At 59.8% G+C, this 26,880-nt stretch carries 21 protein-coding genes and 4 pseudogenes; 15 read left to right on the plus strand and 10 right to left on the minus strand.

Annotated elements, in window-relative coordinates; translation table 11 throughout:
* Window positions 1-23 precede the first annotated feature (23 nt).
* Complete coding sequence (locus ASG39_RS22635) at window positions 24-608, plus strand: hypothetical protein (protein ID WP_156468248.1); 585 nt, start codon at window positions 24-26, stop codon at window positions 606-608.
* Between the two features lie 270 nt (window positions 609-878).
* Here ASG39_RS22635 and ASG39_RS22640 read toward each other — a convergent pair whose 3' ends face one another.
* Together ASG39_RS22640 and ASG39_RS22645 are read right to left on the minus strand one after the other, a co-directional pair.
* Window positions 879-1,472, minus strand: a complete 594-nt coding sequence (locus ASG39_RS22640; protein WP_156468249.1) for a hypothetical protein — start codon at window positions 1,470-1,472, stop codon at window positions 879-881.
* A gap of 72 nt (window positions 1,473-1,544) precedes the next feature.
* Complete coding sequence (locus ASG39_RS22645; protein ID WP_156468250.1) at window positions 1,545-2,561, minus strand: hypothetical protein; 1,017 nt, start codon at window positions 2,559-2,561, stop codon at window positions 1,545-1,547.
* A 311-nt stretch (window positions 2,562-2,872) separates the two neighbouring features.
* Between ASG39_RS22645 and ASG39_RS22650 the strand changes: the two genes are divergently transcribed.
* A complete protein-coding gene (locus ASG39_RS22650) occupies window positions 2,873-3,196 on the plus strand; it encodes a DUF1294 domain-containing protein (protein ID WP_062597295.1) in 324 nt (107 codons plus the stop codon).
* 150 nt (window positions 3,197-3,346) lie between these two features.
* On the opposite strand, the gene ASG39_RS22655 is transcribed toward ASG39_RS22650, so the two are convergent.
* Complete coding sequence (locus ASG39_RS22655; protein WP_062597222.1) at window positions 3,347-3,928, minus strand: DUF1349 domain-containing protein; 582 nt, start codon at window positions 3,926-3,928, stop codon at window positions 3,347-3,349.
* Between the two features lie 182 nt (window positions 3,929-4,110).
* The gene (locus tag ASG39_RS22660; RefSeq protein ID WP_062597223.1) at window positions 4,111-5,004 is read right to left on the minus strand and encodes an AraC family transcriptional regulator; all 894 of its coding nucleotides are present in this window, start codon (window positions 5,002-5,004) and stop codon (window positions 4,111-4,113) included.
* 91 nt (window positions 5,005-5,095) lie between these two features.
* On the opposite strand from ASG39_RS22660, the gene ASG39_RS22665 reads away from it, so the two are divergent.
* Window positions 5,096-6,040: a dienelactone hydrolase gene (locus ASG39_RS22665; protein ID WP_062597224.1), complete on the plus strand. Its 945-nt coding sequence runs from the start codon at window positions 5,096-5,098 to the stop codon at window positions 6,038-6,040.
* A 143-nt stretch (window positions 6,041-6,183) separates the two neighbouring features.
* Here the strand turns inward: ASG39_RS22665 and ASG39_RS22670 are convergent.
* Window positions 6,184-6,921 (minus strand): annotated as a pseudogene (locus ASG39_RS22670) (hypothetical protein); the annotation flags it as partial.
* Between ASG39_RS22670 and ASG39_RS23565 the strand changes: the two are divergent.
* The 6 genes and pseudogenes from ASG39_RS23565 to ASG39_RS24745 form a co-directional block, all read left to right on the plus strand.
* Window positions 6,913-7,326: pseudogene (locus tag ASG39_RS23565) on the plus strand (IS21 family transposase); the annotation flags it as partial. The pseudogenes ASG39_RS22670 and ASG39_RS23565 overlap by 9 nt on opposite strands.
* The gene (gene istB, locus ASG39_RS22680; RefSeq protein WP_062597226.1) at window positions 7,316-8,110 is read left to right on the plus strand and encodes an IS21-like element helper ATPase IstB; all 795 of its coding nucleotides are present in this window, start codon (window positions 7,316-7,318) and stop codon (window positions 8,108-8,110) included. The pseudogene ASG39_RS23565 and the gene istB (ASG39_RS22680), both read left to right, overlap by 11 nt.
* A 377-nt stretch (window positions 8,111-8,487) precedes the next feature.
* Window positions 8,488-10,329: a HAMP domain-containing methyl-accepting chemotaxis protein gene (locus ASG39_RS22685; RefSeq protein ID WP_162242473.1), complete on the plus strand. Its 1,842-nt coding sequence runs from the start codon at window positions 8,488-8,490 to the stop codon at window positions 10,327-10,329.
* 491 nt (window positions 10,330-10,820) lie between these two features.
* Window positions 10,821-12,995 (plus strand): bifunctional diguanylate cyclase/phosphodiesterase, encoded by a 2,175-nt coding sequence (locus tag ASG39_RS22690; RefSeq protein WP_062597228.1) that lies wholly within the window; start codon window positions 10,821-10,823, stop codon window positions 12,993-12,995.
* Between the two features lie 478 nt (window positions 12,996-13,473).
* The gene (istB, locus tag ASG39_RS22695; RefSeq protein WP_062597229.1) at window positions 13,474-14,280 is read left to right on the plus strand and encodes an IS21-like element helper ATPase IstB; all 807 of its coding nucleotides are present in this window, start codon (window positions 13,474-13,476) and stop codon (window positions 14,278-14,280) included.
* 522 nt (window positions 14,281-14,802) lie between these two features.
* Window positions 14,803-16,219: pseudogene (locus tag ASG39_RS24745) on the plus strand (IS66 family transposase); the annotation flags it as partial.
* Window positions 16,220-16,382: 163 nt separating this feature from the next.
* Here the strand turns inward: ASG39_RS24745 and ASG39_RS24045 are convergent.
* From ASG39_RS24045 to ASG39_RS24650, 3 genes and pseudogenes are all read right to left on the minus strand, one after another.
* The gene (locus ASG39_RS24045; protein WP_156468251.1) at window positions 16,383-16,520 is read right to left on the minus strand and encodes a hypothetical protein; all 138 of its coding nucleotides are present in this window, start codon (window positions 16,518-16,520) and stop codon (window positions 16,383-16,385) included.
* Entirely contained in the window at window positions 16,507-16,782 is a 276-nt protein-coding gene (locus tag ASG39_RS22715) for a hypothetical protein (RefSeq protein WP_062597231.1), read from the minus strand. Before ASG39_RS22715 ends, ASG39_RS24045 begins: the two co-directional genes overlap by 14 nt.
* A gap of 45 nt (window positions 16,783-16,827) precedes the next feature.
* Window positions 16,828-16,953: pseudogene (locus ASG39_RS24650) on the minus strand (IS3 family transposase); the annotation flags it as partial.
* A gap of 272 nt (window positions 16,954-17,225) precedes the next feature.
* Here ASG39_RS24650 and ASG39_RS22720 point away from each other — a divergent pair.
* Window positions 17,226-17,525, plus strand: coding sequence for a YciI family protein (locus ASG39_RS22720; RefSeq protein ID WP_062597296.1), 300 nt, complete (start codon window positions 17,226-17,228; stop codon window positions 17,523-17,525).
* A gap of 180 nt (window positions 17,526-17,705) precedes the next feature.
* Here ASG39_RS22720 and ASG39_RS22725 read toward each other — a convergent pair whose 3' ends face one another.
* Window positions 17,706-18,452: an SDR family NAD(P)-dependent oxidoreductase gene (locus tag ASG39_RS22725; protein ID WP_156468252.1), complete on the minus strand. Its 747-nt coding sequence runs from the start codon at window positions 18,450-18,452 to the stop codon at window positions 17,706-17,708.
* A gap of 631 nt (window positions 18,453-19,083) precedes the next feature.
* Here ASG39_RS22725 and ASG39_RS22730 point away from each other — a divergent pair.
* The 5 genes from ASG39_RS22730 to ASG39_RS22750 all read left to right on the plus strand — a co-directional run bounded on the left by ASG39_RS22730 (window position 19,084) and on the right by ASG39_RS22750 (window position 25,697).
* A complete protein-coding gene (locus ASG39_RS22730) occupies window positions 19,084-19,869 on the plus strand; it encodes an SDR family oxidoreductase (RefSeq protein WP_244481315.1) in 786 nt (261 codons plus the stop codon).
* Between the two features lie 143 nt (window positions 19,870-20,012).
* Window positions 20,013-22,523 carry an ATP-binding cassette domain-containing protein gene (locus ASG39_RS22735; RefSeq protein WP_062597234.1) on the plus strand — a complete coding sequence of 837 codons (2,511 nt, stop codon included), beginning with the start codon at window positions 20,013-20,015 and terminating at the stop codon, window positions 22,521-22,523.
* The gene (locus ASG39_RS22740) at window positions 22,520-23,518 is read left to right on the plus strand and encodes an ABC transporter permease (RefSeq protein ID WP_082477445.1); all 999 of its coding nucleotides are present in this window, start codon (window positions 22,520-22,522) and stop codon (window positions 23,516-23,518) included. The genes ASG39_RS22735 and ASG39_RS22740 overlap by 4 nt, the downstream gene beginning before the upstream one ends.
* A gap of 50 nt (window positions 23,519-23,568) precedes the next feature.
* Entirely contained in the window at window positions 23,569-24,600 is a 1,032-nt protein-coding gene (locus ASG39_RS22745; protein ID WP_062597235.1) for a substrate-binding domain-containing protein, read from the plus strand.
* A 188-nt stretch (window positions 24,601-24,788) separates the two neighbouring features.
* Window positions 24,789-25,697, plus strand: coding sequence for an SMP-30/gluconolactonase/LRE family protein (locus ASG39_RS22750; protein WP_062597236.1), 909 nt, complete (start codon window positions 24,789-24,791; stop codon window positions 25,695-25,697).
* Window positions 25,698-25,831: 134 nt separating this feature from the next.
* Here the strand turns inward: ASG39_RS22750 and ASG39_RS22755 are convergent, their stop codons facing one another.
* Complete coding sequence (locus tag ASG39_RS22755) at window positions 25,832-26,809, minus strand: tripartite tricarboxylate transporter substrate binding protein (RefSeq protein ID WP_062597237.1); 978 nt, start codon at window positions 26,807-26,809, stop codon at window positions 25,832-25,834.
* Between the last annotated feature and the right edge of the window lie 71 nt (window positions 26,810-26,880).

The following is a 26,880-nucleotide window of genomic DNA, read 5'->3' on the forward strand; positions in this document are numbered from 1 at the left end:
TGCGCTTACGGTGCTGCATCTACATGGAACGCTTGTCCCGCCTGCTGCTCGCATACACCATGCTGCTTGCCATCTCCGGATCCGCATCGGCGCAGGATGGGCCTGTCGCGGATCCGTTGCGCAGCGGTCTGGAAGGCGCACTGCGCGGCTGCGAGATTTGGGTCCTCGACCCGTCAAGCTGGCTGAACAATCCGGCACGCTTCCTAGCGGCCATCGATCTTAGCGGTGCGGTGTTCGAGACCGAGAGCCTGCCCGAGCCGCTCCTCCCACCCGAGCCCTTCCGACGCGGCAACCGCTACTGGCGGATCGATGCCGGACCCAACGAGGGTTACGCGCTGGTGGTCTCGCGCGATATTCCGATGTGCCACATCACGGGCGGCGGCGGGGTCGACTTCCAGCCGGCGGCCGAAGCGGTGGCCGCCTCACCGGACGTCTCCGATCGCTGGGAGCGCATCGGCGAAGAGCGCCGAGAGGGCATGGTCTCGACCTTCTTCCGACTGCGCAAGGAGCCAAAGCTGGCACTGGTCCTCAGCCGTGCCAACGAACCGGGTGCGCGTCGCGATCGCGCCCAGGTGATCGTCACCGTGACCTACGACCTTGGTCGCTGAAGCAATGCAGGTTCGTCCGGCCAGAGTGGTGGAAATGGCCGCACAAGAACCTCACCGCCCGGCGGGATCGGTCCAAAATGGCGCAGGACACGGTGATAGTGGTGGTTGCTTGGTGGGTAGCGCACCTCACCATGTCCGACAACGGACCCGTCTTCACTTTTTCCTCGCAGCCATAGGACCAGGGTGCCTTCGGGCTCGCAATGCGCTGAGCCGATCCACGGCCCCGCGGAAGAAGGCGCCGGCGCATGCCCCTTCGAACTCGCTCGCCCGTTAGCGGGACGCCGCCAACGCTTCCAGTACCGCGACAAGGCGTGGTCTCGGACAATCGGAGCCGACCTCCTGCAGGACGTCATCGCCGTCGAACAGCGCGACGCTGCACAGATGGTCTGTCGGCTCACCGAGCACTGGCGGATCGGGATCCGGCATGATCCAGACCTCGTTCCCGGACGCGATCACGTTGCGCCGCTCCTCATCCGAAATGGAACCGGTGCGTCCGCCTTCGATCTCCACCGGCCCTCCCGCATCGGCCAGACGGGTCGTAGCCTGACGGATCGTCATGAGGTCGAGATCAATGACGATCCAGCGCGCCAGCGGCGACAGGACGTTACCGGTCGCGACCAGCATCCCGCGACGCGGCAGTTGATCGGCAGGAAAGGCGAGACGGACGCCCGCGCGGCCAGTGCGTGCGGGCGAGGCGATCTTCGCGTCCGCGTAGCCGGGCTCGTGCGGCTCCGCTGCGACCGGCAGGACGAGAAGGAGGACGAGAAGCTTGGAGATGCCGCGCCGTCGTAAACGGTCAAGCACTCCTCCGCGCCACTTGGTTCCGGTCTCTGTCCGCCATGCGCCCGTCCTCCTGCCTTCCATTAGCGAGCCCGCTTCTGTCCGTTTCGCTCCGGCATCCTATCGACGCTGGTCCAAGCCGTCATCCCTACGTGGTCAGCAATCCGGGTAGTAGGGGCTGACCTCGACCAAACAACCGAGCCGCTCGCCCAGTTCTTGCCCAAGCGCCGTCATGCCGTCTGGATCGCCGTGCTGCGCTAGAAACACAGACTGGCTGTCCGCGCCGGGTGCGTGCGTATAACAATGGGCATGAAGCGACGAGCCGCCCCCGCCCTTGGCCGGCGTCATACGGATGACCTCAAGGTGCAGAATGTCGGTGCGGGGCATGACGAAGAGCTGATCCGAAACCACGATCAGCGCCTCGCCGTCTGCTGACAGCCCAAGCATCCGCTGCCGGTCCTTGACCAGATCTTCTGGGTCGCGCACATATTCGAGCTCTGTCTCGCCCGGCGAGAGGCGGCCAGCCTGAGCCATGCGCGCTGTCCCGACATCCCCGTCGAACGCGAGAGGCAGGAAGCCTGTCACCCATTCTCGTTCTCTCGCGCTGAGAGCCAGGCGGAAGCCCGTCGTCAGCGTCAGGTGGCAGGCGGTCCTAAGGCGCGGGTCGCGATCCTCGGATGGGTTTTGCAGACCGTGCGACTGCCAATCCGGCGGCCAGGCTGTCAGCGAGACCTCAGCCAGCCCCGACCGCCAGGCGGCAACGACAGTGTTCCACCGCTGACCGACCGGCGCGGGCCCGAGCGATGCCGTTAGATGGTCAGCGACGCGTCGAAGGTTGGCGTGCGCGTCGTCCTTAAACCACGCAAGGGCGGTAAAACGGGTGATCGGAAACTGGGGTGGGATGCGCTCAAAGGCGCTTGCCGTCCAAGGCGCGAGTGCGCCTGGTGGAGGTTCGGCGTGGGTGAGGACGAGCGCTGGCCAGTTGTAGATCGGATCGGGCAGAACGCCGCAGCGCGCCAAGACTTCCATGCGCGTTTCGTGACGGGGTAAGCGCCAATCGTCGGCAAGGCGAAGGATCGGGTTCATGCCATCGGGAAATAACGGAACCTCCGCAGGCGCGGGGCCGTCGGGCCAGGACGTCAGCGGCACCAGTGCGGCCTGCGTGCGGCGCAAGAGGCGGTCCAGAAATCGTATCGTGGCCTCCGTTCATCCTCACCACTCAGCAACGGGTACATGTAGAATACAAGATACGCGCTGCCCATGTCCACATCTCAAACGTCTTGCCCGCAAGTGGACCCAAAGCTTTTCCGGTTATGAGGGAGTGAGTTTCCGGAACAGATCAGATCGTTCACGATCCCTTCCTGGCACTATGCCATTTGATGCCGTTCCAGTGACGCGCGGCAGGCTGCGTCGCAAAGAAACTTGCGTCAATCATCGAACCGATGATTGACCGGCGGTTAACGCCCGCATGCATATATTCGACTATGTACCGTTCGACACAGCTGACACTGCTTCTCATTTATCTTCTCATCAACGTCGCGGTCTACTGCGTCTACTGGTGGGATAAGAAAGCTGCGGTAGAGGGAGCGTGGCGCGTTCGCGAGAGCACGCTGCTCTGGCTGGCTATTGTCGGTGGAAGCCTTGGAGCCCTTGCCGCCCAGCAAGTACTTGGTCACAAAACGCGCAAAGAGCCGTTCCGCAGCATCCTGATGACAATCGGAGCGCTGCATGTAGGATTGGGCGCCGTATGGATTGCTGCACCAAACCTTGTGGCCGAGGCGTTATCGCGTATGAGGTCGTCTCTGTGATTCAGAGATTTATGATGTAGGTTGCCAGGCGGCGACCACCAGTGCTTTCGACTTTGGCGAGGATGATTGCCTGTCAGGAATGCGCCTCGGCACATCTGCGTGAATTGCGCGAGAAGCAGATGCTGCGGCTGCCAAACAAAGCTCTGGCAGCTACGTCAGGTCGTGAAGGTCTTTGCCCAAGGTCGGTCTCAATTGCCACTCACTAAATCTGACCTCCAAACCTGAACGTTCGGGGGTACAGCACATGGGTCCAACGAGATAATGGTCCGCTTTCGGGAATGGGCAGAGGCGCACGAGTGGCCAAGTCTGCCGATCGTGTGAAGCTTGTATCCTCAGAACGCCGCTCTGGACGGTCACCCTTATCCAGAAATCTGATGGGTCGCCGTCATAACGCCCCGTTGCCCAGTCGGAGGCTTCATTCGTCAGCACACTGCCGAGCAAGCCATATCCGTCCGAGAACTCGATCCCGGTCTTGACCCACCGTCTTTCGTCGAGCCTGACCATCAGGCCGGCCTGATCGTAGAGATGCGTGAAATTTGCCTGAATCCGAACCTGGGCGGTGAAATCGCCTTCGGTCTGGAATGCATAGAAGTGGCCGTTGTCGCGCACAAAGCCATAGTGCGTTTCTCGCCAAAAATCCGTGTTGGCGTCGGTCGTCACGGAAAGCTCGGTATCCGAAGCATGTGCTTTTGTGGGCTCATTGAGCCACAGTCCACTTTTCAGACTCTGCAACGGCGTCTCCTATGACAACGAGCGATCTTGCTCAGCCGCATCTCTCGTAAAGCGGTAGCTTTAGAAAGCCCAATTGCTGCGAACACGAAAGGTCTGGCAGGCGTCTCGTACTTGGTGCCTTCGAAACAGACATTGCAGGGCAGAGCCAGCATAAACTAGGCGGCGGGACAGGGCTGTCGAGGTCAGTCTGTTCGGGCGAAAACCCCTGGCGTGACGCCGACATGCCGCGTAAATGCAACGTTGAATGCGCTGGCGGAGGCATAACCGATCCGCGTTGCGATCTCGACCAGCGGCGCCTCTCGCCGGATCAAGAGGTCCTTTGCAATCGCCATGCGCCAGCCCGTCACATATTCCATCGGAGGGACGCCCACCTGTCTTCGGAAGCGGTCGAAGAATGCCGACCGAGACATAGCGGAGGTCTCTGCCAGTTCTTCGACGGACACGCCTCCGCTCGGGTCCTGATGGATGCGTCGCAGAGCTGGAGCCAGGCGCATGTCGGAAAGCCCACGTAACAGTCCGGGAGATGTCTCAGCCCCTCCCGTACTCCGAAGAGCGTCGATGAAGAGAACTTCGAGCAACCGGCTCAGGATCATGTCCCGCGCTGCAAGTCCGCCGACCATCTCGGCGTGAATCATCCCTACGAGATCCATGAGCCGCCGCTCGCCTCGAGCATGAACGATGTCCGGCAGCAGCGAGCTCAGCAGCTGCTTGTCGTTCGCTCGGAAGGAACAGTGACCCACCATGGCCGTGACTTCGGACGGTGCGTCAGGATCGCCGAGGCGGAAGACGCCGGGACCGGTCTCCAGCCGTTGCGATGACGTGCCCGGCGGAGGCGGCTCAAAGCTGCTCATGGTAAATTCGTGGATTTGCGGCACGAGAACGAAGTCCCCGGACTCGAGGATGATCGGCGTTCTGCCGGCGATCGTCAGCAGACAGCGTCCTTCCACAATCGCACAATAGAAAGGACTACCAAGCTCGCGACGCTCGACCCACCACGTCCCGCCGGCCGTAACCAGCTTGGCGATCGATGGTACGGGCTTGAGCAGCGAGACGATCTGGGCGAGTGGATCGGACATTTCTGGACTTTCACGAAATAGGTACGGACGTTTAAATATAGATCGTCCCGTCCTGTGGGTCCATCTTGGCAGCGCACAAGGAGACCCACAAATGACAACGAACAATCTGATCGATATCGCGCGCCGTATCCCAACGTCTGTCGGGGCCCTCACGATAGCTTACTCGCCGATCCGCCTCGACATCGACGGACGGCCGCCTCTGGAACTGCGTTTGACTGCACCGGCAGAAGGCGATCGCCTCCCCATCGTCATTCTGTCGCATGGATTCGGGCCGTCATTCTACGTTCCGTCGAAGGACGGCTACGCGCATTTGGCGCAGTTCTGGGCGGAGCGCGGCTTTGCTGTCATCCAGCCCACCCACGCGAGCTCCCGCGTCGGCGGCCGTCCTGACGACGCCGAAGGAGCGCCGTTCTTCTGGCGCGAGCGCGTCGCTGAGATACGGACAATCATCGACCGTTTGTCAGAGATCGAGGAGCGTGCGCCGGCCGTCTCTGGCCGACTTGACCATGACCGCATCGCGGCGGCAGGACATTCCCTCGGTGGCCATACCGTGAGCCTGCTAACGGGTGCACGCCTTCATGGAGAAATGTTTGGCGATCCGCGCGTTAAGGCTGGGATCCTTCTCACCGCTCCCGGACGTGGTGGAAAAGATCTGACAGAAGACAACGCCGCGCGCTTTCCATTCTTTGACCTCGACTTCTCACACCTCGCGACGCCGAGCCTGGTCGTCTGCGGGGCAGATGACAACCCGCGTTTTACGCCCCGTGGCCCGGATTGGCACGCCGATGCCTACCATGACGCGGTTGGTGCGCATGCGCTTCTTACCCTTCACGGAGTAGGCCACGGCCTCGGTGGCATTGCAGGGCTCGACGCCAAGGAGACAGAGGTTGAGGTGCCGGATGCGCTCGAGGCAACGAAGCGCATGACGCTGGCTTGGTTGAGAACTGCCATCGGCGATGACGCCAATGCCTGGTCGTCAGCATGTACGGCGTTGAAGGGGCCGGCGAGCAGCCTTGGAACCATCATCGAGAAGTAATCGGATATAGCCGCACGTCGTGAGCCTGCAGGTGGAGGGGGAAGCATTACCTGTTTCCGTACTGACGAAGCTGCAATGGGGAGCGGTTATCAGCCGCTCCCTTTGCATGTTAGACCTGAGCCTGCGCGAGGGGCACATGGTCCTCACGCCGCCTGCCAGACCTGATTGAGGATCTTCGCCGCCAGCGCCGCCTTATCCTGCGGCAGGAACCGGCCATAGTGCCTTGCCACCATGTCGGGTGTGTCCTGGATGGCATAGCTTGCCTGCTCGTAGGAGCCGGTCTGTTTCAGGATGTGGGTGGCGAGCACATCGCGAACATTGTGTGGCCCGTGTGGCAGCAGGCCTTCGATCGCGCCGCGGCCGGTGTAGGGATTGTAGATCCCGTACCGCTGGATGGTCAGCCGCCATGCCTCATAGAAAGTCGTCTGGTCGTAGGCCGCATCCTTGCTGGTGGTCTTCACCGTCTTGACGAAGAAGGTTTCGGGATCGCGCGCGTTTCCAAGAAGAACGCTGCGGTGTCGTTCGACATAGGCGTCGAGATGCGTGTAGAGCCCCATGAGATCGGGCAGAACCAGCCGAAAGGGTTTTGAGCCGAAGAACGACGAGTGGGCATTCTTGAAGGCGTTGGCAGGGATAAGCACTTCCCAGCCCCGCTCGCGGTCGTTCCAGCGCAACTCGCCCCGCTTCAGTTCTTCCAGCCGCCGCTCGGAGCGCGGAAAATGACCGCGCGGGCAGAGCAGAAGCTGGCGCAGGTTTTTCTGGCGAAGCCCCAGATGCAGGCCGAGACGCAACAACAGGAAACCACGCACGGCTTCGGCTGCGGCCCGCGGATAACGGCGCTCGTCCGGCATCCGCTGAAGGATCTCATCGGTAAGCCGCCGCGAACGATTTACGACTGGCGACATTACCTTGCCGTCATCCAGCGCAAACCCGGTGCCCTGCGCAACGGTGCACCCTTTCTGGAACTCCCGGTGGCCTTCAGACAGTTGCAAGATCAGATGCTTCGCCGCCCCGGCGGTGATCGTGAGATGGCCGATATCCTGGCCCTTGTCCTTCATCACGACGAACAGGTCGTCCTCAAGGCTGTGGAACTGGCCCTGGATGCGGGGGTGGCGACCAAGACGCACGTGCTGAACCTGCTGCATCGGCTGATCGACGGCAAGACAATCGATGGTCCCGACATCGATACGCCACAGGCGCTGACCTTGGTGCGTGAACCCGAGGCCAATGTCGAACGCTATGATGGCCTACGCGCCAGGATCGCAGGGGGTCGCCATGCGTCATGACCCCGCAAGTGCTGCCGTCGTCATCATGCTACGGAGCCTGAAGATGTATGGCATGGCCCAAGCCGTCACAGACCTTATCGAGCAAGGGGCTCCTGCCTTTGATGCGGCCGTGCCCATCCTGTCACAGTTGCTGAAGGCCGAGATGGCCGAGCGCGAGGTCCGCTCCATCGCCTATCATATGAAGGCCGCTCGCTTTCCTGCGTACAAAGACATCTCCGGCTTCGACTTCGCTGCCAGCGAGATCAACGAGGCCACCGTGCGCCAACTGCACCGATGCGAGTATATGGATGGGGCGCAGAACGTTGTCCTAATCGGTGGCCCTGGCACTGGAAAAACGCATGTCGCGACCGGTCTTGGAATCCAAGCGATCGAGCATCATCGCCGAAAGGTCCGCTTCTTCTCGACCATCGAACTGGTCAATGCTCTCGAGCAGGAGAAGGCCAAGGGCAAGGCGGGCCAGATCGCGGAGACCTTGGTGCGCCTCGATCTGCTCATCCTGGACGAGTTGGGATACCTGCCGTTCAGCGCCTCAGGCGGAGCGCTGCTCTTCCACCTGTTGAGCAAGCTCTACGAACGCACCAGCGTCATCATCACCACCAACCTCAGCTTCAGCGAATGGGCAACAGTCTTCGGCGACGCCAAGATGACCACGGCTCTGCTCGACCGTCTGACCCACCGTTGCCATATCCTGGAAACAGGAAATGACAGCTTCCGCTTCAATGCCAGCTCGGCTGCAGCAGCGCAGAAGAAAGGAGAAAAAGCCAACCCCTTGACCAAACCCTGATCAGAAAACCATACTCAGAGGTGGCTCACTTCTCGGTGGAAAAACCGGCTCAGTTCTGCGTGGAAACCAACAGCGGTGCCCCTTAACCATCGAATGTTCTGATGCTCATGGAATGACCTGTCTCCTAGTGCATGATGTCTGATGTAAGTTAGTCGCTAGTACGTCGTGGCTGTATGACTCCCGTTTGTGCAAATGCTCAAAAAATACAATTTAATCCGTGGACTTGGTAAAAAATACACAAAATATTTGCAATCTCTCCGCTACAATCCTCCAGTGGAGCTGAATATATGTGCACGAAATCCGTTCACTTATTGATGCTTCTTACGCGATATATACAGTATCGCGCTTTCAACCAGGTCTCCGTCGGGAAGCAGATCATGACAATTCGGCTCAAACTTCTTGCTTGTATATCCTTGCTAACGGCAGCGCTTGTGACTGTTTGCGGCTTCACATTCTACGCAATGAGCGAGCAGGCAAAAATTGCTGGATCAATCGTCTCGGATCGCGTCATCCCCATGGAGCAACTCAAACAGATCGGTGACGGGTTCGCGGTCGATATCGTTGACACCGCACACAAGGTGCGGGCGCAGCAGGTGTCTGCGAAGGATGGCTTGAAAGCAGTGGACAATGCGCTGGTCTTGATCGAGCAGCAGTGGAAGGCGTATACCGCGACCGCGCTCACAGCCGACGAGAAAATACTGGCGGACCACTTCGCTGCCACGCGTAGTCAGGCAAGCAAAGGCATCGCGAAGCTCCGCGGGCTCCTCGCTTCAGGAGATACGGCCGCCTTGGGACAATTCAACGATTCCGAACTCTATCCGACCATCGACCCGCTCGGAACCGATATTGCCAAGCTGATCAACCTGCAGATCGGCGTAGCAAAGCAGAATCTTGAAGAAGGTACCAAGCTCACTGCAACGCTGTACACGCTGATGATTGTCCTCTCGTCACTCGGTGCGGCGGTTGCGGCGTTCTCCATCTGGACCGTGCTCAGAGGGGTGGTCCGTCCGCTGAACTCGATCACTGCGGCTATGGCCGATCTAGCTGCCGGCGACCTGGAGGTTCAGATCTACGGAGAAGCCCGAAGCGATGAGATCGGCAAAATGGCCTCGACGGTCGCGATTTTCCGCGACAACGCGTTGGAACGTCTCCGCCTAGAAAAAGAAGCGACGAGCAACCGCTCGCAGACGGAGCATGAGCGGATCGAGCGAGAGCGCCAGCAGGCCAAGGAGGCAGAGGAAGTTCGCTTTGCGGTCGACAACATCGGTCACGCATTGGGACAACTGTCGAACGGCAGATTGAACTACCGCATCACTTCCGAGTTTGCCGACCGTCTTGACCAGGTCCGCTCGGACTTCAACGGCGCTGTCGCCAAGCTTGAAGATGTCATGCGGGGCATTGGTCAGAACGCCCAGGCGATCGCGGCCGGCTCGAACCAGATCAGAGTTGCTGCGGATGATCTTTCCAAGCGGACCGAGCAGCAGGCGGCCTCGGTGGAAGAGACGGCAGCAGCGCTTGAGCAGATTACGACAACCGTCACGGACTCAAGCCGTAGGGCTGCGGAAGCCGGTAAGCAAGTGGCGGACACACGCCAGTCGGCAGAGCATTCCGGTGAGATCGTCGACCGCGCTATTATCGCTATGCGGGAGATCGAGGCTTCGTCGCGAGAGATCTCCAGCATTATAGGGGTCATCGATGAGATCGCCTTCCAGACCAATCTCCTTGCATTGAACGCAGGTGTCGAAGCCGCCCGCGCGGGGGATGCAGGCAAGGGGTTTGCAGTCGTCGCACAGGAAGTCCGAGAGTTAGCGCAACGGTCGGCGTCGGCTGCCAAGGAAATCAAAACGCTCATCTCAAAGTCCGGCGAGCAGGTACAGAACGGTGTCCTGCTTGTGACCGAAACCGGGAAGGCGTTGCAGCAGATCGTTACCCAGGTTCAGTCGGTAAATACGAATGTATCAGCTATCGTCGAAGGCGCGAGAGAACAGGCCACTGGGCTGAAGGAGATCAATACCGCCGTTAATACGATGGATCAGGGTACACAGCAGAATGCGGCAATGGTCGAGGAAACGACAGCCGCAAGCCATTCCCTCGCGAAGGAGGCAGAAGGACTGTTTGATCTGATCGGTCAGTTTGAGATTGGCTCTCAGTCCAGCTCATCTATAGCTCCAGCGAAGACAACAGGGAATCTGTCTGTGTACCAGCGTCTTGCGAGTTGATCGATGATGCCCGCATTTGCAGAACAGGCTACGGGCGATCAGCCTCGTCACAGATACTATAGCCTTCATCCATGGGGGCCGTTAGCCACGGCCATTCCTATCCGTCGTTGAAAAGAATGCAGTATGTGTAAAGATTTCATCGCCCACTGATTGGCTTCCGCTCTGTCAGTCTAAATCTGCACTTCGAACAGTCTATCCGAGCCAATCGGTGCTATATAGTCGTCGTCTAGCTCAGGCAAAAAATCAAAAATTGCAACAGACAGCATCTGGAGTATCGGCGCTTGCGCCGGCTCCAGCCTCAACGACTTGTTTCGAACGAATCGCAGATTTTTCTGTGCCTAACCTAACCTTCCACTTGTCTGCCCGCTTGTTAACGATCTTCGTTCGTTGATTCTATATGAAGCAATGCTAGAACCGGACGAGCGACAAGCCTGGCATGATGCCTTCCGTGCAGTCGCCGATGACCCTGTCCTCCGCATTCTGGACTGCTAATGAACGCCCGATTTTTACTCCCCCGCCGTCCTCGCATCTCGTCTGTCGCCTGCGCCACGCTCTTCTTTCTGTTTGTGGGGTTGGTGCTTACTGCGCTCATGACCCACGTCGTAGGTACGATGGTAACGTCAGCAAACGACATCGACGATGCGCGTGCGACGAGAGCCGCGCAGGCTTCCATTTCTTCCTTGAAGAGCCGCTTGTCTGGAGTGTTGCAGGACAACTCCGTCTGGGACGATGCGTTCAGCGCTGCGACCGGATCGGACCCGGTAGGCTGGGCCTACGAGAACTGGGGAAAGACGTCCGCAGACTATCCGCTATATGATGCCGTCGTTGCTGTCGATCAGCTTGGAAAGCCGTTTTCCGCCTATCTGGACGGCCAGCCTTTCGATCCCCTTGCAATGTTCGGGATTGCTTTTGCCAAGCATATAGAAAGCGCCGCGGTGGCAGGGAAGCCACCTGTTGTGAAATTTCTGCCCGCTGGAAACCGCGTCTTCCTTGTCGCGTCGAATGCGATCCAGCCGTTCGCACTTGAGGATCAACCAGCCTATCGTCACCCCGTGCTGACGATGCTGAAGGAGATAACCCCGGAAGTCCTTGCCGCAGAGTCGGTGCAGTATGACCTCAAGGATTTGCGGCTGGCTGCAACAGAGGAACCTGGCTGGCTCAATCAGTCGCTTAGGGACGCCAACGGCAAGGTGATCGGATACCTGTCATGGAGTAGCCAGCGTCCTGGTCTCGCGCTGTTCAAGCTGGTCCAGCCCTACATCTATGCCGCCATTGCAATCCTGCTTGTCTTCCTCGTCGGGGTTCTCGTCTTTGGTGCAGTTGAATCGAAGCGCCTCGCAGCCTTGGCAGCGGTTGCCAAACACGAGGCGACCCATGACAGCTTGACGGGGTTACATAACCGGGCAGGCCTTCTGCTGGCGATGAGCCTTGTCCAGAACGCCCGCGCGGACGATGGACTGCTGACCCTGCATATGATCGATCTCGATGGCTTTAAAGCTGTCAACGACGCCTGGGGTCATGCCGTGGGTGACGAACTGATCCGTCGAACAGCCGCGGCTATCACGAACCTGCATCCGTCTGTTGCCAGCGTAGCGCGTCTTGGCGGGGACGAGTTTGCCCTTGTCCAGCGAGGACCGACGTTGACCGACCTGGACGAAGCTATACTCGATATCTTCCGCACGCCCTTCGAGATCGGTGGACGGATCATCGAGGTCGGCGCGAGTATTGGAACGGCATGCGCCATAGCACCGGTCGAGCCGTTGGAAATTCTCAGACGCGCTGACATGGCGCTCTACCGGGCGAAAGAGGATGGCCGAGGCAGGGTCGTGCGATATGACCCGGCGCTGGACGTGGAGCGCGAACACCTGGCTTTGCTCGAGAGTGACCTGCGCGCGGCGATCGCATCCGGAGCCATCACGCCGGTGTTCCAGCCACTTGTATCCGCTGTAGACGGGTCCATGCACGGCGTGGAGGCGCTCGCGCGTTGGGACGGACCACGAGGACAGATCAGCCCGGAAGTCTTCATTCCGTTGGCCGAGAAGGCCGGGCTCATCGACGCACTCGGACGTCATATGCTGGTCACTTCGATAGCCCAGGCAAGGCGCTGGCCAGACCTCTACCTATCCGTCAACGTTTCCCCCTTGCAGCTCTGCAGCCCAGATTTCTCGCATATGGTTTCCACGGCTCTTGAGACGGAGGGCTTCGATCCTAAACGGCTGACTTTGGAGATCACGGAAGGTGTTCTCATGTCGAACCCCGACCAGGCGCGGCGCTCGATTAACGCGCTGAAGACAATCGGCGTGCGGTTCGCTCTCGACGACTTCGGCTGCGGCTATGCCAGCATTGGCGCACTGCGAACTTTCGGCTTCGACCGTGTCAAGATCGACCGTTCGCTTGTGACGGCGCTCGAGGAGAAATCGAACGGCGAGGACGTGCTGAAGGCAACGATCTTGTTGGCCATCGCCTTGGATATTCCTGTAACGGCAGAGGGGATCGAGAACCTGCACCAAGCGCAGATCCTGAGAGCTGCCGGCTGCGACCAGCTTCAAGGCTATCTGATGGGAAGGCCTATGCAGGCCGGAGAAATCGATATCCAGCTCTTGGAACAAGCCGTGCTCGGCGGAAGCAGAGTAAAGCCGCTTTCAAGGGGGTCGAGAGAAAGCTGAAGGCGGTCGATGTCATCGATGTGCTCTCTGATCTGTTCATCCTGCGCGGCATCCCTGTTAGGCAGAAAACGTCGGTTCTGGCTGTCAATCTGTAGGCGTTCCGGTTGACCAGCACCTGAGACCATCAAGGGCCTACCATCTACAAATTAGCTGTCGAGTGTTCGTATCCCATCAAGGTGAAGGTGACTGCCCGAGAGCTCCGCCGCTCGAAGGGGTGAACGAAATGAGGCAATCATCGAATTAAGGCTGAGATCGACCTAGTGGCGATAGATCCTGCTCATCAAAACTCTTCCCAGCTTTCTGCCTTTACCACAGCATTACCCCGGGAGGCGCGGGCGACCTTTGCGGTCATCTGCCTCATAGGAGCGAAAGATGACCGGGTCGCGGTCATTCTCGATGCCGGCTGCAATGGGCGCGTAGCCGACCCAGAACGAACTTTGAAACGTGAGAGTAGCTGAAACAATTCCTCAGCTTCGCCATGCGTCATAACCCGGCAAGCGGTGCGATCGTCATCATGCTGCGACAGTTGAAGATGCACGGCATGGCCCATGCCGTCGGTGATTTGACCGAGCAGGGATCGCCGGCGTTCGAAGCTGCCATTCCGATCCTGTCCCAGCTCCTCAAAGCGGAGACCGCGGAACGAGAAGTCCGATCAACAGCCTATCAGCTCAAGTCGGCACGCTTCCCGGCCTACCGTGATCTGAACGGCTTCGACTTCGCCAGCAGCGAGATCAACGAGGCCCTCGTGCAGCAGCTTCATCGCTGTGACTTCCTCGACGACGCCAACAACATCGTCCTGGTCGGCGGCCCCGGCACGGGCAAGACGCACATCGCGACTGCGATCGGTGTCCAGGCCATCGAGCATCACCATAAGCGAGTTCGGTTCTTCTCGACCGTGGAACTCGTCAACGCTCTGGAACAAGAGAAAGCTCAGGGCCGTCCAGGCCAGATCGCCAACCGTCTGACACATTCCGATCTCGTCATTCTCGACGAGCTTGGCTACCTGCCGTTCAGYGCWTCAGGCGGGCTCTTCCACTTGCTGAGCAAGCTCTACGAACACACCAGCGTCATCATCACSACCAACCTGAGCTTCAGCGAATGGGCCAGCGTCTTCGGCGACGCCAARATGACGACCGCGYTGCTCGACCGGCTTACYCAYCACTGCCACATCCTGGAAACAGGAAACGACAGCTTTCGCTTCAAGAACAGCTCAGCTCATGAGCCCAAAACCGCAAAGGAAAAACGTAGGAAATTGACCACCACGACCAACACGAACGATACCTAAGGCGGGTCACTTCTCGGTGGAAATGCCGGGTCAGCTCTCAGTGGAAATCAACACAGGCCCTTTCCGTGATGATCGAAGTTCGGGGGCGGTGCAATGTTCCGGCTGGCTGACGATCTTCGCGTCTATCTTCACCGGGACCCGACCGACTTTCGTGCAGGGATCACGGGCTGGCGATCATGGTCGAGCAGTCGATGGTCCTGAGGCCGTTCAAACGTGCCGTCTTCGTTTTTTGCAACCGCCGACGCACCCGGATGAAGCTTCTGTTCTTCGAGCGGTCAGGGTTCGTGCTTGTCTTGAAAGCCTTATCGGAAGACCGGTTCGCTGGCCCCGCCGCGAGGCGCCGGTCGTGACGCTCGATACCGAACAGTTGCGCTGGCTGCTTGACGGCACCGATCTCGACGCGATCGTGCGCCACCCTGTTCGGCAGTATGAGTTCGTCGGCTGAAGGCTATTGACGGAGCGGGGCGGCTCAGATTCAAAGCTACGATGATACGAGCCGGCACCCCGACGGTTGCGTAACTTATGGCGCTTTCGGCGGTGAATGCAGCCGAGAACGCTACGCTGCGGGCTCAGAGAGATGCCCTTGAGCAGCGTGTCTTCAAGCTTGAGGAAGAACCGGCGCTTGCGCAACTGCATCGTTTTGCGCCGCGCAGCGAAAAGCATATGACCGCGTCTTCAATGAAGCCGAGAAGGCCGCTCTTGAGGCCGTTGCTGATGAGGCTAGGCCGACTGTGACGAGACCTATGCCACTGAGCTTCCAACACGGGATTGCCAGAGGTGGCCAAGACCGAAGGACGCAAGCGCGGACGTGAACCTCTTCCGGTAAATTTGCCCCGCCAACGCGTTGAATACGACCTTGCCGACGATCAGAAGACCTGCCCGTGCTGCCACGATACGTTGCATAGGATTGGCGAACTCTTCACCGGCAGTTGCATATCGAGGTGAAGGCCACGGTGCTGCAGAACGCCCGGGCTAAGTATGCTTGCCGCAACTGCGAGCGCACCGATATCAGCACTCCGATTATCATCGCGCCGATGCCCGCACATCCCTGCCGGGCATGCCACGGCCTCGACGCTGGCCTTTGCTCTTATTCATAAATATGTCGACGGCACACCGCTCTATCGCGTGGCGCAGGCCTTCGAGCGCGCTGGCGTCCCTGTCTGCCGTGGCGCTCTTGGCCATTGGGTGATCGGCTCCAGCGAAAAGCACCTCGTTCGCATCTGTGACGCGCTGAAGGAGCGACTGACGAGTCCTACATCTGGGCCTATCGCAGCGGCCGGGACAGCGTCGAGCCGATTGTGCTGTTCGATTACCAGCCCGGTCGTGGGCAGGTGCATCCGCAGACTTTCCTTGACGACTACCGTCGGAATTCTGATGAGAGACGGGTATCAGGCTTGTCGCACCTTGACAGGCGCAACGCATGTAGGTTGCATGGCTCACGCCCGGCGACGCTTCGTCAACGCTTTCAAGGCGGGGAAGAAACAAAGCGGCCTGCCGGCGCAGGCGTTGAAGTTGCTCGACCAGCTCTACCGGATTGAAAGGCAGGTGTGGGACGAAAAGCAGGAGGAAGGCGAAACGCAGGCCGGCTGCATCCGGCGCTTGCGCCAGAAGCACAGCGTTCCAGTCCTTGATGCCCTGAAAAATGGCTCGACAGGATAGCCCCCAAGGTCGTGCCTGACACTAAGCTCGGCGACGCGATCTCCTATACGCTCAACCAATGGGAATGTCTGACGCGCTACACCGAAGACGGCAGGATGCCGATCGACAACAATTTGCTGGAACGGGACATCAGAGTTTTTGCAACCGGCAGAAAATCCTGACTGTTCAGCGACACCGTGGATGGAGCCAGAGCCGGCGCTTCGTCTGTAGCCCGACGCTGACCTGCCGCGCCTGCGGCATCGCGCCCTTGGCCTACCTTCGCCACGTGCTAGCCGAATTACACGCTGCGGGCGGCAAAATCCACTGCGCCAACACCCAGCGAAATGAACACTTACAATTAAGGCTTTAGGTACGCCTGAAGTTCACCTCGTCCCCAGTGAGAGCGTGGTTGCCGTTGGTGGTACACCGAATGTAGCAGAGGGGGCGGACCGCAGAGAAGTCTCTCAGACCAGCTCAGCAAGCCCGCCGGAACTAAATCCTTTAAGCCCGGCCGTATCGCTCTGGCGCACCTTGTTTGCCCAGTCCGGATTGCTGATCATCGCGCGCTTAACGGCGATAAAGTCGAACTCATTGCGAGCCATAGAACGGCTTCCCCAGCAGACGTGAGAGCCCCGCAGTAGTTGCAGTCATGATCGAAAAGGCCATCGCAATGCCGGCGGCCCCCGAGAGCGGCTGGATCGTGTTCATGATCGCGCTGCCATGCGGTAAAAGATGCTTGTTGAGAGCACCGAGCGAGGCTGCGTATGTCGGTGTCCAAAGAAATGCCCGCCCAAAGATGATGAACATGTAGGTGGCAAGGAAAAGCCAGATAAGCGTGCCGGGTTCGAGCGTTGAGAGGAACAAGAGGCCAACAGCCCTTCAAACCCCCGTATCGGAACGCCACCGTTAGTATGTAACTTTCGCAAATCCTGTAGACCGGATCGCCTCCGCTATCGAATTTCCCTGCGCATTCAGCACGTCAACCGAACGAAGCTTCATGACAATCTTTTCTGCCTTGTGTCGCTTCGCTGGCATTTCAATGTCCTTCTGAGGCTCATAAGACATACCTCATGAAGGATCACTTTGCATGGGCAGAGCAATGTTCTTGCCCGGTCGTTCCCGATCGGAAAGCATTTAGGTTCGGGCGTCTTGTGAGTGAGCGTGATAATATCAGGTTATACCCGGAACCCGGTGATCGTTGCAGCTTGTCGATGTGACGGATACTTTGACCACGGGATAGTCGGCCGCGTTCGAGCCTATGTGTGCATGATAATCCTCATCTTATCATGGTCAGCAAGGAGGCACAGATGGCCTATGCGATAACGTTTACAGATGACATGGGCGTTCTGGAACGAAAGAAAGAAATCAGGCAGACGCATATCGACTACGTCATGCAGAACGCGCACCGCATCATCGCAAGCGGAGGCTTTTTTCCTGATGAAGACGATTTTCCCAACGGTGGCCTGATCTTGCTGGATACTGACGTTCGTCAGGAAGCCATCGATTACATTGAAAACGACCCCTTCTTTCGCGAGGCCATTTTCACAAAATATACGATCCGCCGCTGGAAGAAGTTCGTCTTCGACCATAAGCACGTGCCAGCCTAACAAGCTCGGCGAGCCAGCCACAGCATCTTGATTTCAACTCAAGAAGCTGTGGCGAGCTCCATTGCATATATGGCGGTTAGCAATACAAAAGCCAGCCAGCAGGCTCTTGTCTAAGCGAAGAGCCTTGAAAGGCCGACAGAGCAACGGCGTTCCTCCGTTTAATACGCCGGTCACCAGTCGTCAGTGGAACGTTCTGCCGCCGTCCACAGCGAGCGTTGCGCCTGTCACGTAAGATGACTCCGACGACGTTAGGAACAGCATGGCGCGCGCGATCTCCAGGGGGTCCGCGATCCTTTTCAAGGCATAGTTCCCGACATTGGCACGGAATCCATCGGCCATGGGCGTATCGACCATGCCCGGGCACACGCAGTTGACGCGAATGTTCGGAGCGAGATCCGCAGCCAGCGCCTTCGTGAGAGCGATGATGCCGCCTTTCGAAGCAGCATAGGCCGCAAGTCCTGGGACATTTGGCAGAAGTCCTGCTCCTGAGGCAACATTGACGATCGTTGCGCTATCGTTGCGCGTCAGCCACGGGAGGCAGTTCTGAACAACTAGAAAGCTCCCGGTGAGATTAACCTCGATGACCTGACGCCAAGTCTGGGACGACAACTCGGCGGTTGGGCCGGTCATCATGATGCCGGCCGCATTGATCACTCCGTCGATCCCGCCAGTGATCTCTGCTGCATCAGCAATCGCTTCCGCAAGTTCATTCTCGCTGGTGATGTCGACGCCGGTGAGAACGGCGTGACGACCTTCATGTGCCGCTTTCAGAGCATCGGCGTTTCGATCAAGGAGAATGACACTCGCGCCTTCCTCCATGAACAAGGTCGCCGTCCTCAGCCCGATTCCCGAAGCCGCTCCCGTGATGACGATCTTCCGACCGACAAGACGAAGGTTATGCGAAGGTTTCACGTCGTTCTCTGGCATGATCGTCATTCCGTTGGCTGGAGAGTTTGCGCATGTCGCTACGCAAAGCCGTATGATTGGACAGGAGACACTGCGGGGAACGGTGCCATCGCTTGTGAGAGGCTTAGGTCGTTTGCACCCTGCTAGACATCCATTGGAGCAGATGGGCATTCAAGAAGCGAGCCGAAATCCAAAGTCACGCCAGTGTTTATATAAGCGGAGATTTTAACCTTCGCGCAATCGGCGGCTATGTTGGCGGAGCCGTCTTGACAAGAGAAGGACGACATTGCGCTTCGTCGCCAGACAGTTCGGGACGTGCTTGGGTGTCCTGACCAGATTGTGCCTGCACCCGGTCGCGTCATCGTGCTGACCGGCCCTCAACGCCATGCCGGTATTCCGAAGACGCGCCCATCCCGAGCGGGGTATAATTTTTAGTTATACCTTGTCTCCTTTAGTATAGTTCTATTATGTTCTTGATAAACATAAATAATTCAGAATTTTTCAAAGATTGCGAACGTCTTCTTACGTTGTCTTGCCGATTTCGATCCGTTGACAAAAACGTGCTCACTACGAATACCCTTGGCCTGTGAGCGGCGGATGCTCGCACGACTCTTCGTGGTCGCAAGACCCGTCGCAGGAGCGGATAGGCAGGTTGGCGCAAGCGCCGTCGGTGGAGGAATTGATGAAGAGATTTGAAGGTCGCGCGGTGATGGTGACCGGTGCGGGAAGCGGTATCGGTGCTGCCTGCGTTCGCCGCCTGCATTCCGAGGGTGCGGATGTGGTTGCCATTGATGTCACAGAGCACGCGGTTGACAAGATCGTCTCTGAGTTTGACGGTAGCCCGCGTGTCAAAGGCGCCGTGCTCGACGTCTGCGACCAGCGGGCAGCTTTAGCGCTGGCTGAGGAAACCCGCACTCGGCTCGGCCGGCTGAACGGTCTTGTTAACTGTGCAGGCATTACCGGCGTGGCCAATATTCTCGATGTTGAGCCTGAAAAGCTCGAGCGTGTTCTGGCGGTCAATTTCGGAGGCACGGTGAATATGTGCCAGGCCTTCGTCCGGGCCGTTCAGCACGACAAGACACCCCGCGCCATCGTCAATATCTCTTCCGGCGCCGGCGTCATGGGGGTTGCGAACCGGCTTCCTTATGTTGCTTCGAAATTCGCGGTTTCGGGCATCACCAAATCCATGTCGCCCGAACTCGGCCCGCTCGGTATCCGTGTCAATGCCGTGGCCCCCGGCATGACCAATACACCGCTGGTCGAATACATGCTGAAGGATCCGGCCGCCGTAGCGCGCATCAACGCGGCGCATCCAATCGGACGCATGGGCGAACCGGAGGAGATCGCGGCCGTTATCGTCTTCCTTCTGACCGACGACGCGAGCTTTATGACGGGCGCTGTCGTCTCGGTCGATGGCGGCCAGACGGCCTGCCTTTAAGCGCGCTGGCCTCGGTGTTAAGCGGGCGGCTCGAGGAAATCGCCCGCATCCTTCGGTGAATGGCCGGAGGTGCGAACAGTGGCAATCCGGATCGAATGAACCGGGGTCCGCACTTTGCAGAGTATCTTCGGGAGGAGGATAGGGTGAGAGACGATCCATCAGGCGCGCGACAGGATAAGGCCGCCTTCATTTCTGTCCGTGACCTTTCACGGAGCTTCGGCGCCAGCACGGTTGTGCGCGACGTTACGCTCGACATCCGCGCCGGAGAAATCCTGGTGCTTCTCGGGCCGAACGGCGCGGGGAAATCGACCCTTCTCAACATGATCGGCGGTACCTTACAGCCGAGCGCGGGTACCATGGCGCTCGATGGCCAGGCGGTCGATTTCGACAGCTACATCGCAGGATCAGCGCGCTCGCGGGGCATCCAGAGGGTATTTCAGGAGCTTTCGACCTTTCCGAACCTCACGGTCGGTGAGAATCTGGCTCTTACATCTCGGCAAAAGGCAGGATCGTCGCGCCGCGAGATGATGCGCCGCGCACGGGAGCGCTTGCAGGTCTTCCCCGGCAATTGCATCGACGTTTGTGCGGAGGTTTCGCAGCTTTCGGTGGCCGAGCGGCAGATGGTCGAGATCGCGCGGGCCATGACGGAACCCGGCACGCACCTCGTCATTCTCGACGAGCCGACGTCGGCATTGTCGTTGCAGGAAGCCGATCAGCTCGCCGATCTGGTCAGCCGGAAAGCCGCCGAGGGCGTTGCGATCATCTACGTGACGCACAAACTGGAAGAGGCGCTGCGGCTTGCCGACCGCGTTGTCGTCCTTCGCGATGGCAGGCTGCATTTCGACGGCGATGGGCGCACCCTGACACACGATCGGCTTCTGACATTGCTGGGAGCGACGGCAGAGCCGACGATGCCCGCCTCGGCGCAGGTGACGGACGCCGCGCAGCGCGAGCTCCTGACAGTCCGCGGCCTGTCGGCGCCACGATTGCACGACGTCGGCATTCATGTCTGCGAGGGTGAGATCGTCGGCATTGCCGGGCTCGAAGGGGCAGGGCAGCGGGAGTTGCTCCAGGCGGTCTTCGACGCGCGGCGCAGCACGATCGGGGCCATCGTCTCGCAGAGCGACATGGCTTATGTCAGCGGCGATCGCAAGCGCGAGGGTCTGTTGCCGCTCTGGACCGTCGAGGACAACGTGGCGATCTCGGCGGCGCCTAGGTTCTCGCGGTTCGGTTTCGTCAATTTTGCCGCACTCAAGGCGACCGCGGGGGACTGGCTGGCTGAACTCGGTCTCTCGCACCGCGCCAATTCCCCAATCGTCAGCCTCAGCGGCGGCAACCAGCAGCGGGCTTTGCTCGGCCGGGCTCTGGCCAGCGAGGCACAGCTTCTGCTTCTGGACGATCCGACTCGCGGCGTCGATGCCAGCGCCAAGGCCTCGATCTATTCCATCCTCGACAAGGTAAAGGAGAAGGGCCGCAGCGCAATCCTGTATTCGACCGAGGTGGCCGAGTTTCAGAAATGCGACCGGGTCTACGTTATGGCGCGCGGTCATGTCGTTGCCGAATTCTCCGGTGCCGAGGCAACCGAGGAGCGGATCGTGCAGGCGTCCTTCATGCAGCCCTCTTCGCTGCAGGGGAGAGGGCAGGTTTCGAACGGCACATCGCCGCCGAAGACCGTCAAGGTCGAACCTGCCGCCGCTGCATCCGCACAGCCCCTCTCCGGACAGGCGTCATTCGGCCATCTCCTGTCGTGGCGATCCCTGCCGGCGGCCCTCCTGATGGTGGCTATGTTTGCCTTGGCCTTCTGGCTGCAGCCGAACGCGCTTAGCACCTTCGGGCTTGAACTGCTGCTGCAGGCCTCGATGCCGCTGGCTTTTGCCGTCCTGGCACAGATGCTGTTCCTTCTCGGCGGCGATATCGATCTCGGGCTCGGCTTTGCCATTGGCCTCGCCAATGTGCTTGCCGCCACCTATCTCGTCGATGCCCCGGCGATTGCGATGATCGCAATGCTGGGCATCGTCATGGGTTATGTCCTGCTGGCTTTCATTGTCGAGATCCTTGGGGTCTCCTCGGTTGTGGCGACGCTCGGTGCTTCTTTCGTCTGGCTGGGGCTGGGACTCATGGTTCGGGAGACGCCGGGAGGACAATCGCCCGAGTGGCTTGCCGCTCTGACCCGTTTCAAGCTCTGGCCACTCCCGCTGGCCTGTTACGTGCTCCTCGCACTCGCCCTGCTGGGCCTGTGGATCTGTCAGGGATGGGGTTACAGCATCCGCCTGCGCGCCCTCGGCCATAACCGGCGGACCTACGTGTCGCTCGGCTTTTCGGCCTTGGCGGGTCGGATCACGCTCTATGCGCTGGCGGGAGTGTTCGCCGTTCTGTCGGGTCTCGTTCTGACCGCTGCCACAGGAGCCGGTAATGCCCACGTCGCCTCGAACTTCACCCTGGCCACCATTGCCGCGGTGGTCGTCGGTGGCGCGAGTTTTGCTGGCGGGCTCGTGTCCCCGATTGGCGCGGTGATGGCCGTGGTCGGGATTTCCCTGATCACCACCAATCTTGGCTTCCTCGGAATCAGCTCGGAATATTCGACCGCGATCGGCGGGCTTGCGCTGATCACGGCGCTGAGCTTCCGCTCCCTCTCCAGGTCCACCGCGTCATGAACCAAACCACCAGCATCATCGATCGTCCCGCACCCCTTCCGGAAGCGCCGGTCGGCCTCTGGCGCCGTCTTCTGCGGCAGTCGTGGATCGGGGCACTCGCTGCAGCCCTTTTCCTCTGGCTTCTTGCCGGAGTGGTCACCGGCTCCCTGTCGCTGTCTTTCCTGCTGGCCAACGCGACCATTGCCGGTTTCCTTGCCTTGGCCGGAACGGCACAGATGGTCGTGATCGCCAGCAAACCGGGCAATTTCGATCTCTCGCTCCCGTATGTGATCACCTTCGGCGCATATATCATGTCCGCAGGCCTTCTCGGGCAGGGCAATATTGCCGGTTCCCTGGCGCTGACGGTGCTGGCCGGCGGTCTCGCCGGCGCCCTGAACGCCCTTCTGATCGTCCGGCTTCGCATTCCGGCCATCGTCGCGACCCTGGCATCGGGCTACATCATCTACAGCCTCATCGTTGCCATCCAGGGCGGTGGTTTCACCCGGGTGGGCGGGCTGTTCGAGGCGGCGCTGCGCTTGCGGATCGCCGGCGTCTCGGGGGCGTTGGCGGCAACGATCGCGACGCTGGCGCTGGTCGCCATTCTGCTGTCGCGCACCGTCTTCGGCCTGCAGCTGCACGCAATGGGGCAAAACGGAGAGGCAGCCCGGCTGGCCGGTGTCCGGCGCGGCTGGTTGACGCTCGGCACATTCGTATTGTCGGGAGTCCTCGCCGCGTGGCTGGGCGCGCTGCTTGCCACCTACCAGGGTGGCGTGTCCGCCGATCTCGGCCGCAGTTATCTTCTGGGTTCCGTCGCCGCCGTGGTCGTCGGTGGCACCCGCATCACCGGGGGCATCACGTCGGTCCTCGGAACGGCGATCGGTGCCCTGGTGCTGACCCTCGCCCAGTCGGACCTGATCCTGCTGCAACTGAGCATCGGAGCCCAATACGTCATCCAGGGACTGATCGTCCTCGGAACGGTCTGCCTCGTGGCAGCCCGCTCATCGAACCGCGGCTAGCCCGCGATGCGGGAACATCACGTCACAATCACAACAAGGAGGAGGAACACATGACAAGAACGTTCGCAAAACACTGGATACTCACGGGAACGCTGATGGTCGCAGCGGCCCTGGGGGCTGGCTCCGCGCAGGCCGCCGGCGAAAAAATCACCATCGGCATCGCCATGCCCTTCCAGGGCAATGGCTGGCAGAAGGGTTTTCTCGCCGCGGCGCAATGGGCTGCCAGCGAAATTACGGCCAAGGGCGACAAAACGGTCGAACTGACCGTTGTTGATGCGGCAGGCGATACGCAAACGCAGATCCAGCAAATCAACAACATGACGCTGCAAGGCGTGGATTTCATCATTCTCGAACCGCTTTCGGACACAGCGCTCAACGGTGCGATCGACAATGCGGTCGGCGCCGGTATCCCGGTTCTCACAACGGCGCTCGGCTCGGTCACCAACCAGAAGGCGATCGACCTGCAGTTCGACTACAACGAATTTAGCGAGAAGTATGTCAGCTACGTCGCCGAACGGACGGGCGGCAAAGGCAATGCCCTGAACATTCGCGGTCTGGCCGGAAACGCGGCGGAACAAGCCATCCAGGATGCGTATGTCAAGGCACTCGCGAAATATCCCGATATCAAGCTTGTGGCGGAGGTCTATGGCGACTGGAACCAATCGGTCGCCCAGCAGCGGGTCTCCGCCATTCTGCCGACCCTGCCCCAGATCGACATCATCTTCTCGCAGGGTGTTGCGGCATTCGGCGCGGCGCAAGCCTTCATGGCTGCGGGACGTGACGTACCCCTCCAGGTCTACGGTTTCGACGGGGTCGACACGAACCTGCTCCTCGAACTCAATGCGAAATCGGGCTATCAGTCGGTAGCGATCAACACCGATCCCGGTATCGGCGGTGTCGCCGTGAATGTGGCCGTCGCCAAGCTCGGCGGCGTGGACGTACCCATGAAGATGATCTTGCCGGTCCCGACCATCACCATGGAAGACCTTAGGACGACCTACAAGGGCATGGCCGACAGCGATATCGCCTGGCTGAAGTACACCTACGACTGGACGATGTCGAATATGATTAAAGCCAAATAGCGCCGGGCGTCGTCAGTCTGCCCAGTTCGGAAGGCTTTCCGAAAACGTGCCGGCCCCGTGCGATTGGAGCCGGCACGCATGACCTTTAAACGGGTTCGCAGCCGTTGCCGGTCCATGTTCATGGGAATGCCGGTATTGTTGGAAGCCACATCCCAGGGGTCTGAAAAACCGGTAGGGAAGCAGGGAAAATGTCAGAACATTACGAGATCGTCGACAAGCGGTTCCAGGACAAGGTAGCGCCGCTTCTTCCGCCGGAAGAGCTGTTCAGCGCAGGTCTGTTCACGGAGGGGCCGGCCTATTTTCCGGCCGGCCGCTACCTGCTTTTCACGGATATCCCCAATGACAGGATTTTGCGCCTGGACGAGACAGACGGGTCGATCAGCGTGTTTCGGCAGGAGTGCGGGCATCCGAATGGCCAGACGGTCGATTTGCAGGGCCGCCTGCTGAGCTGCGAACATCGTTATCGTCGCGTCAGCCGAACCGAGCACGACGGCAGCATCGTCACGATCGCCGACCGCTGGCAGGGCAAGCGCCTGAACTCGCCCAACGATGTCGTCGTAACCTCCGACGGAGCCGTCTGGTTCACCGACCCGCCCTATGGCATTTTTCATGATCTCGATGGCATCAAGGCCGAGTCGGAAATTGGCGGTTGCAATGTTTACCGCGTCGATCCCGGCACCGGAATTGCAGAGGCCAAGATCACCGACATGGTCATGCCGAACGGACTGGCCTTCTCGAAGGACGAATCCATTCTCTATGTCGTGGACAGTGGCAAAAGCCATCATGAGGATGGGCCGGCGCATCTGCGTTCCTTCACGGTCGATAGCAACAACGGTGTCACCAGCCGTGGCGTGTTCGCGGAGTGCCCCATCGGCATCTACGATGGCCTGAGGCTGGACAGCGACGATCATCTGTGGGTCACCGCCGGCGATGGCGTCTATTGCTACGAGCCAGGGGGTGCGCTGCTGGGCAAGATCAAGCTCGGAAAGATTGCAGGCAACCTGACCTTCGCCGGACCCCGGCGCAACATCATGTATGTATGCGCGACAAATTCGCTCTATCGGATCCGGCTCAAGGTAAACGGACGCGTCCGCTAAGGCGTTCGTCCGGATGACGCACAACGGCCTCGAAGCCACGCGGCTTCGCCAGTCGAGGCTTGATGATGATAATGCCTGCTTCTTGACGGGTATCGCCTGTCGCCATCGAGCGACGACAGGCACATCTGTTCTTCCTACAGCGAGATCCCGAGGTCGCGGATCAGGGGCTGAAGGACCGCCTTGTCGTCATGCCAGCGCTTCATGAAAGACTGGGGATCGCTCGCCGGCATGCCCAGTCCAAGCTCCGCATAGCGCGCCTTGACGTTTTCATCCTTCAGGGCAAAGCCCAGCGCATCGCTGAGGCGATTGACGACGGCGTCGGGCGTCTCGTGAGGCACGATCATGCCTTGCCACGCGCCGGCGCTGAAACCGGGAATGGCTTCTTCTCCGAACGTCGGGACATCCGGGAGCGCCGCAATCCGCGACGCGGAAAAGGTGGCGAGCGGCCGCACGTCGCCGGACTTGATCACTTCGCGCGCCGTGCCATAGTCGATGACGATGGCCGGGACGACGCCGGCAAGAACGTCATTCAGCGCGGGCGCCATGCCGCGATAGCTGATATGCTCGAGCTTCAGTCCGGCTTCGCGCCCCAGCCGCTCCATGGCCAGATGCAAAGGGCTCCCGACGCCGGGGCTTGCAAAGGCGATCGGCTCGGACGTGGTCTTCGCCGTCTCGATGAAGTCTTTGACCGTCTTGTAGGGCTGATTCTTTGAAACGGCGAGTAGGATGTTGATATTCGCATAGATTCCGACCGGCCGGAAATCCTTGTCGGGATCATATTGCAGGTTCTTGTAGGCAACCGGGTTGATGATCAGCGTGCCGTTGTCGGCGGCCCCGACCGTCAGGCCGTTCGCTCGCGCATGGGCCAGTGCCGTTGCACCGATCGAGCTGCCGGCGCCCGGCCGATTGTCGATGATGATCGTCTGCCCCAATGTCTGTGACATGGGCGCACTGAGTAGCCGGGCGATAAGGTCGGTCGATCCGCCGGGCGGATATCCGACGATCCATTTGATCACATCGGCCGCGGAGGCCCGGCCACCGAGACCGCCCAGCGCACCCAATGCGAGGCCGCCCGCCAGCACGTTTCGTCTCGTCAGAGTGCTCGTTAGCATATCCTTGCCCCTCCCAGGCTTTGACGCAGATCTCCAGCGGATGATCCGCTGTCACGACGTCCTCCGCACGC

It is taken from the genome of Rhizobium sp. Leaf371 (assembly GCF_001424045.1).
Taxonomy (GTDB): Bacteria; Pseudomonadota; Alphaproteobacteria; order Rhizobiales; family Rhizobiaceae; genus Ferranicluibacter.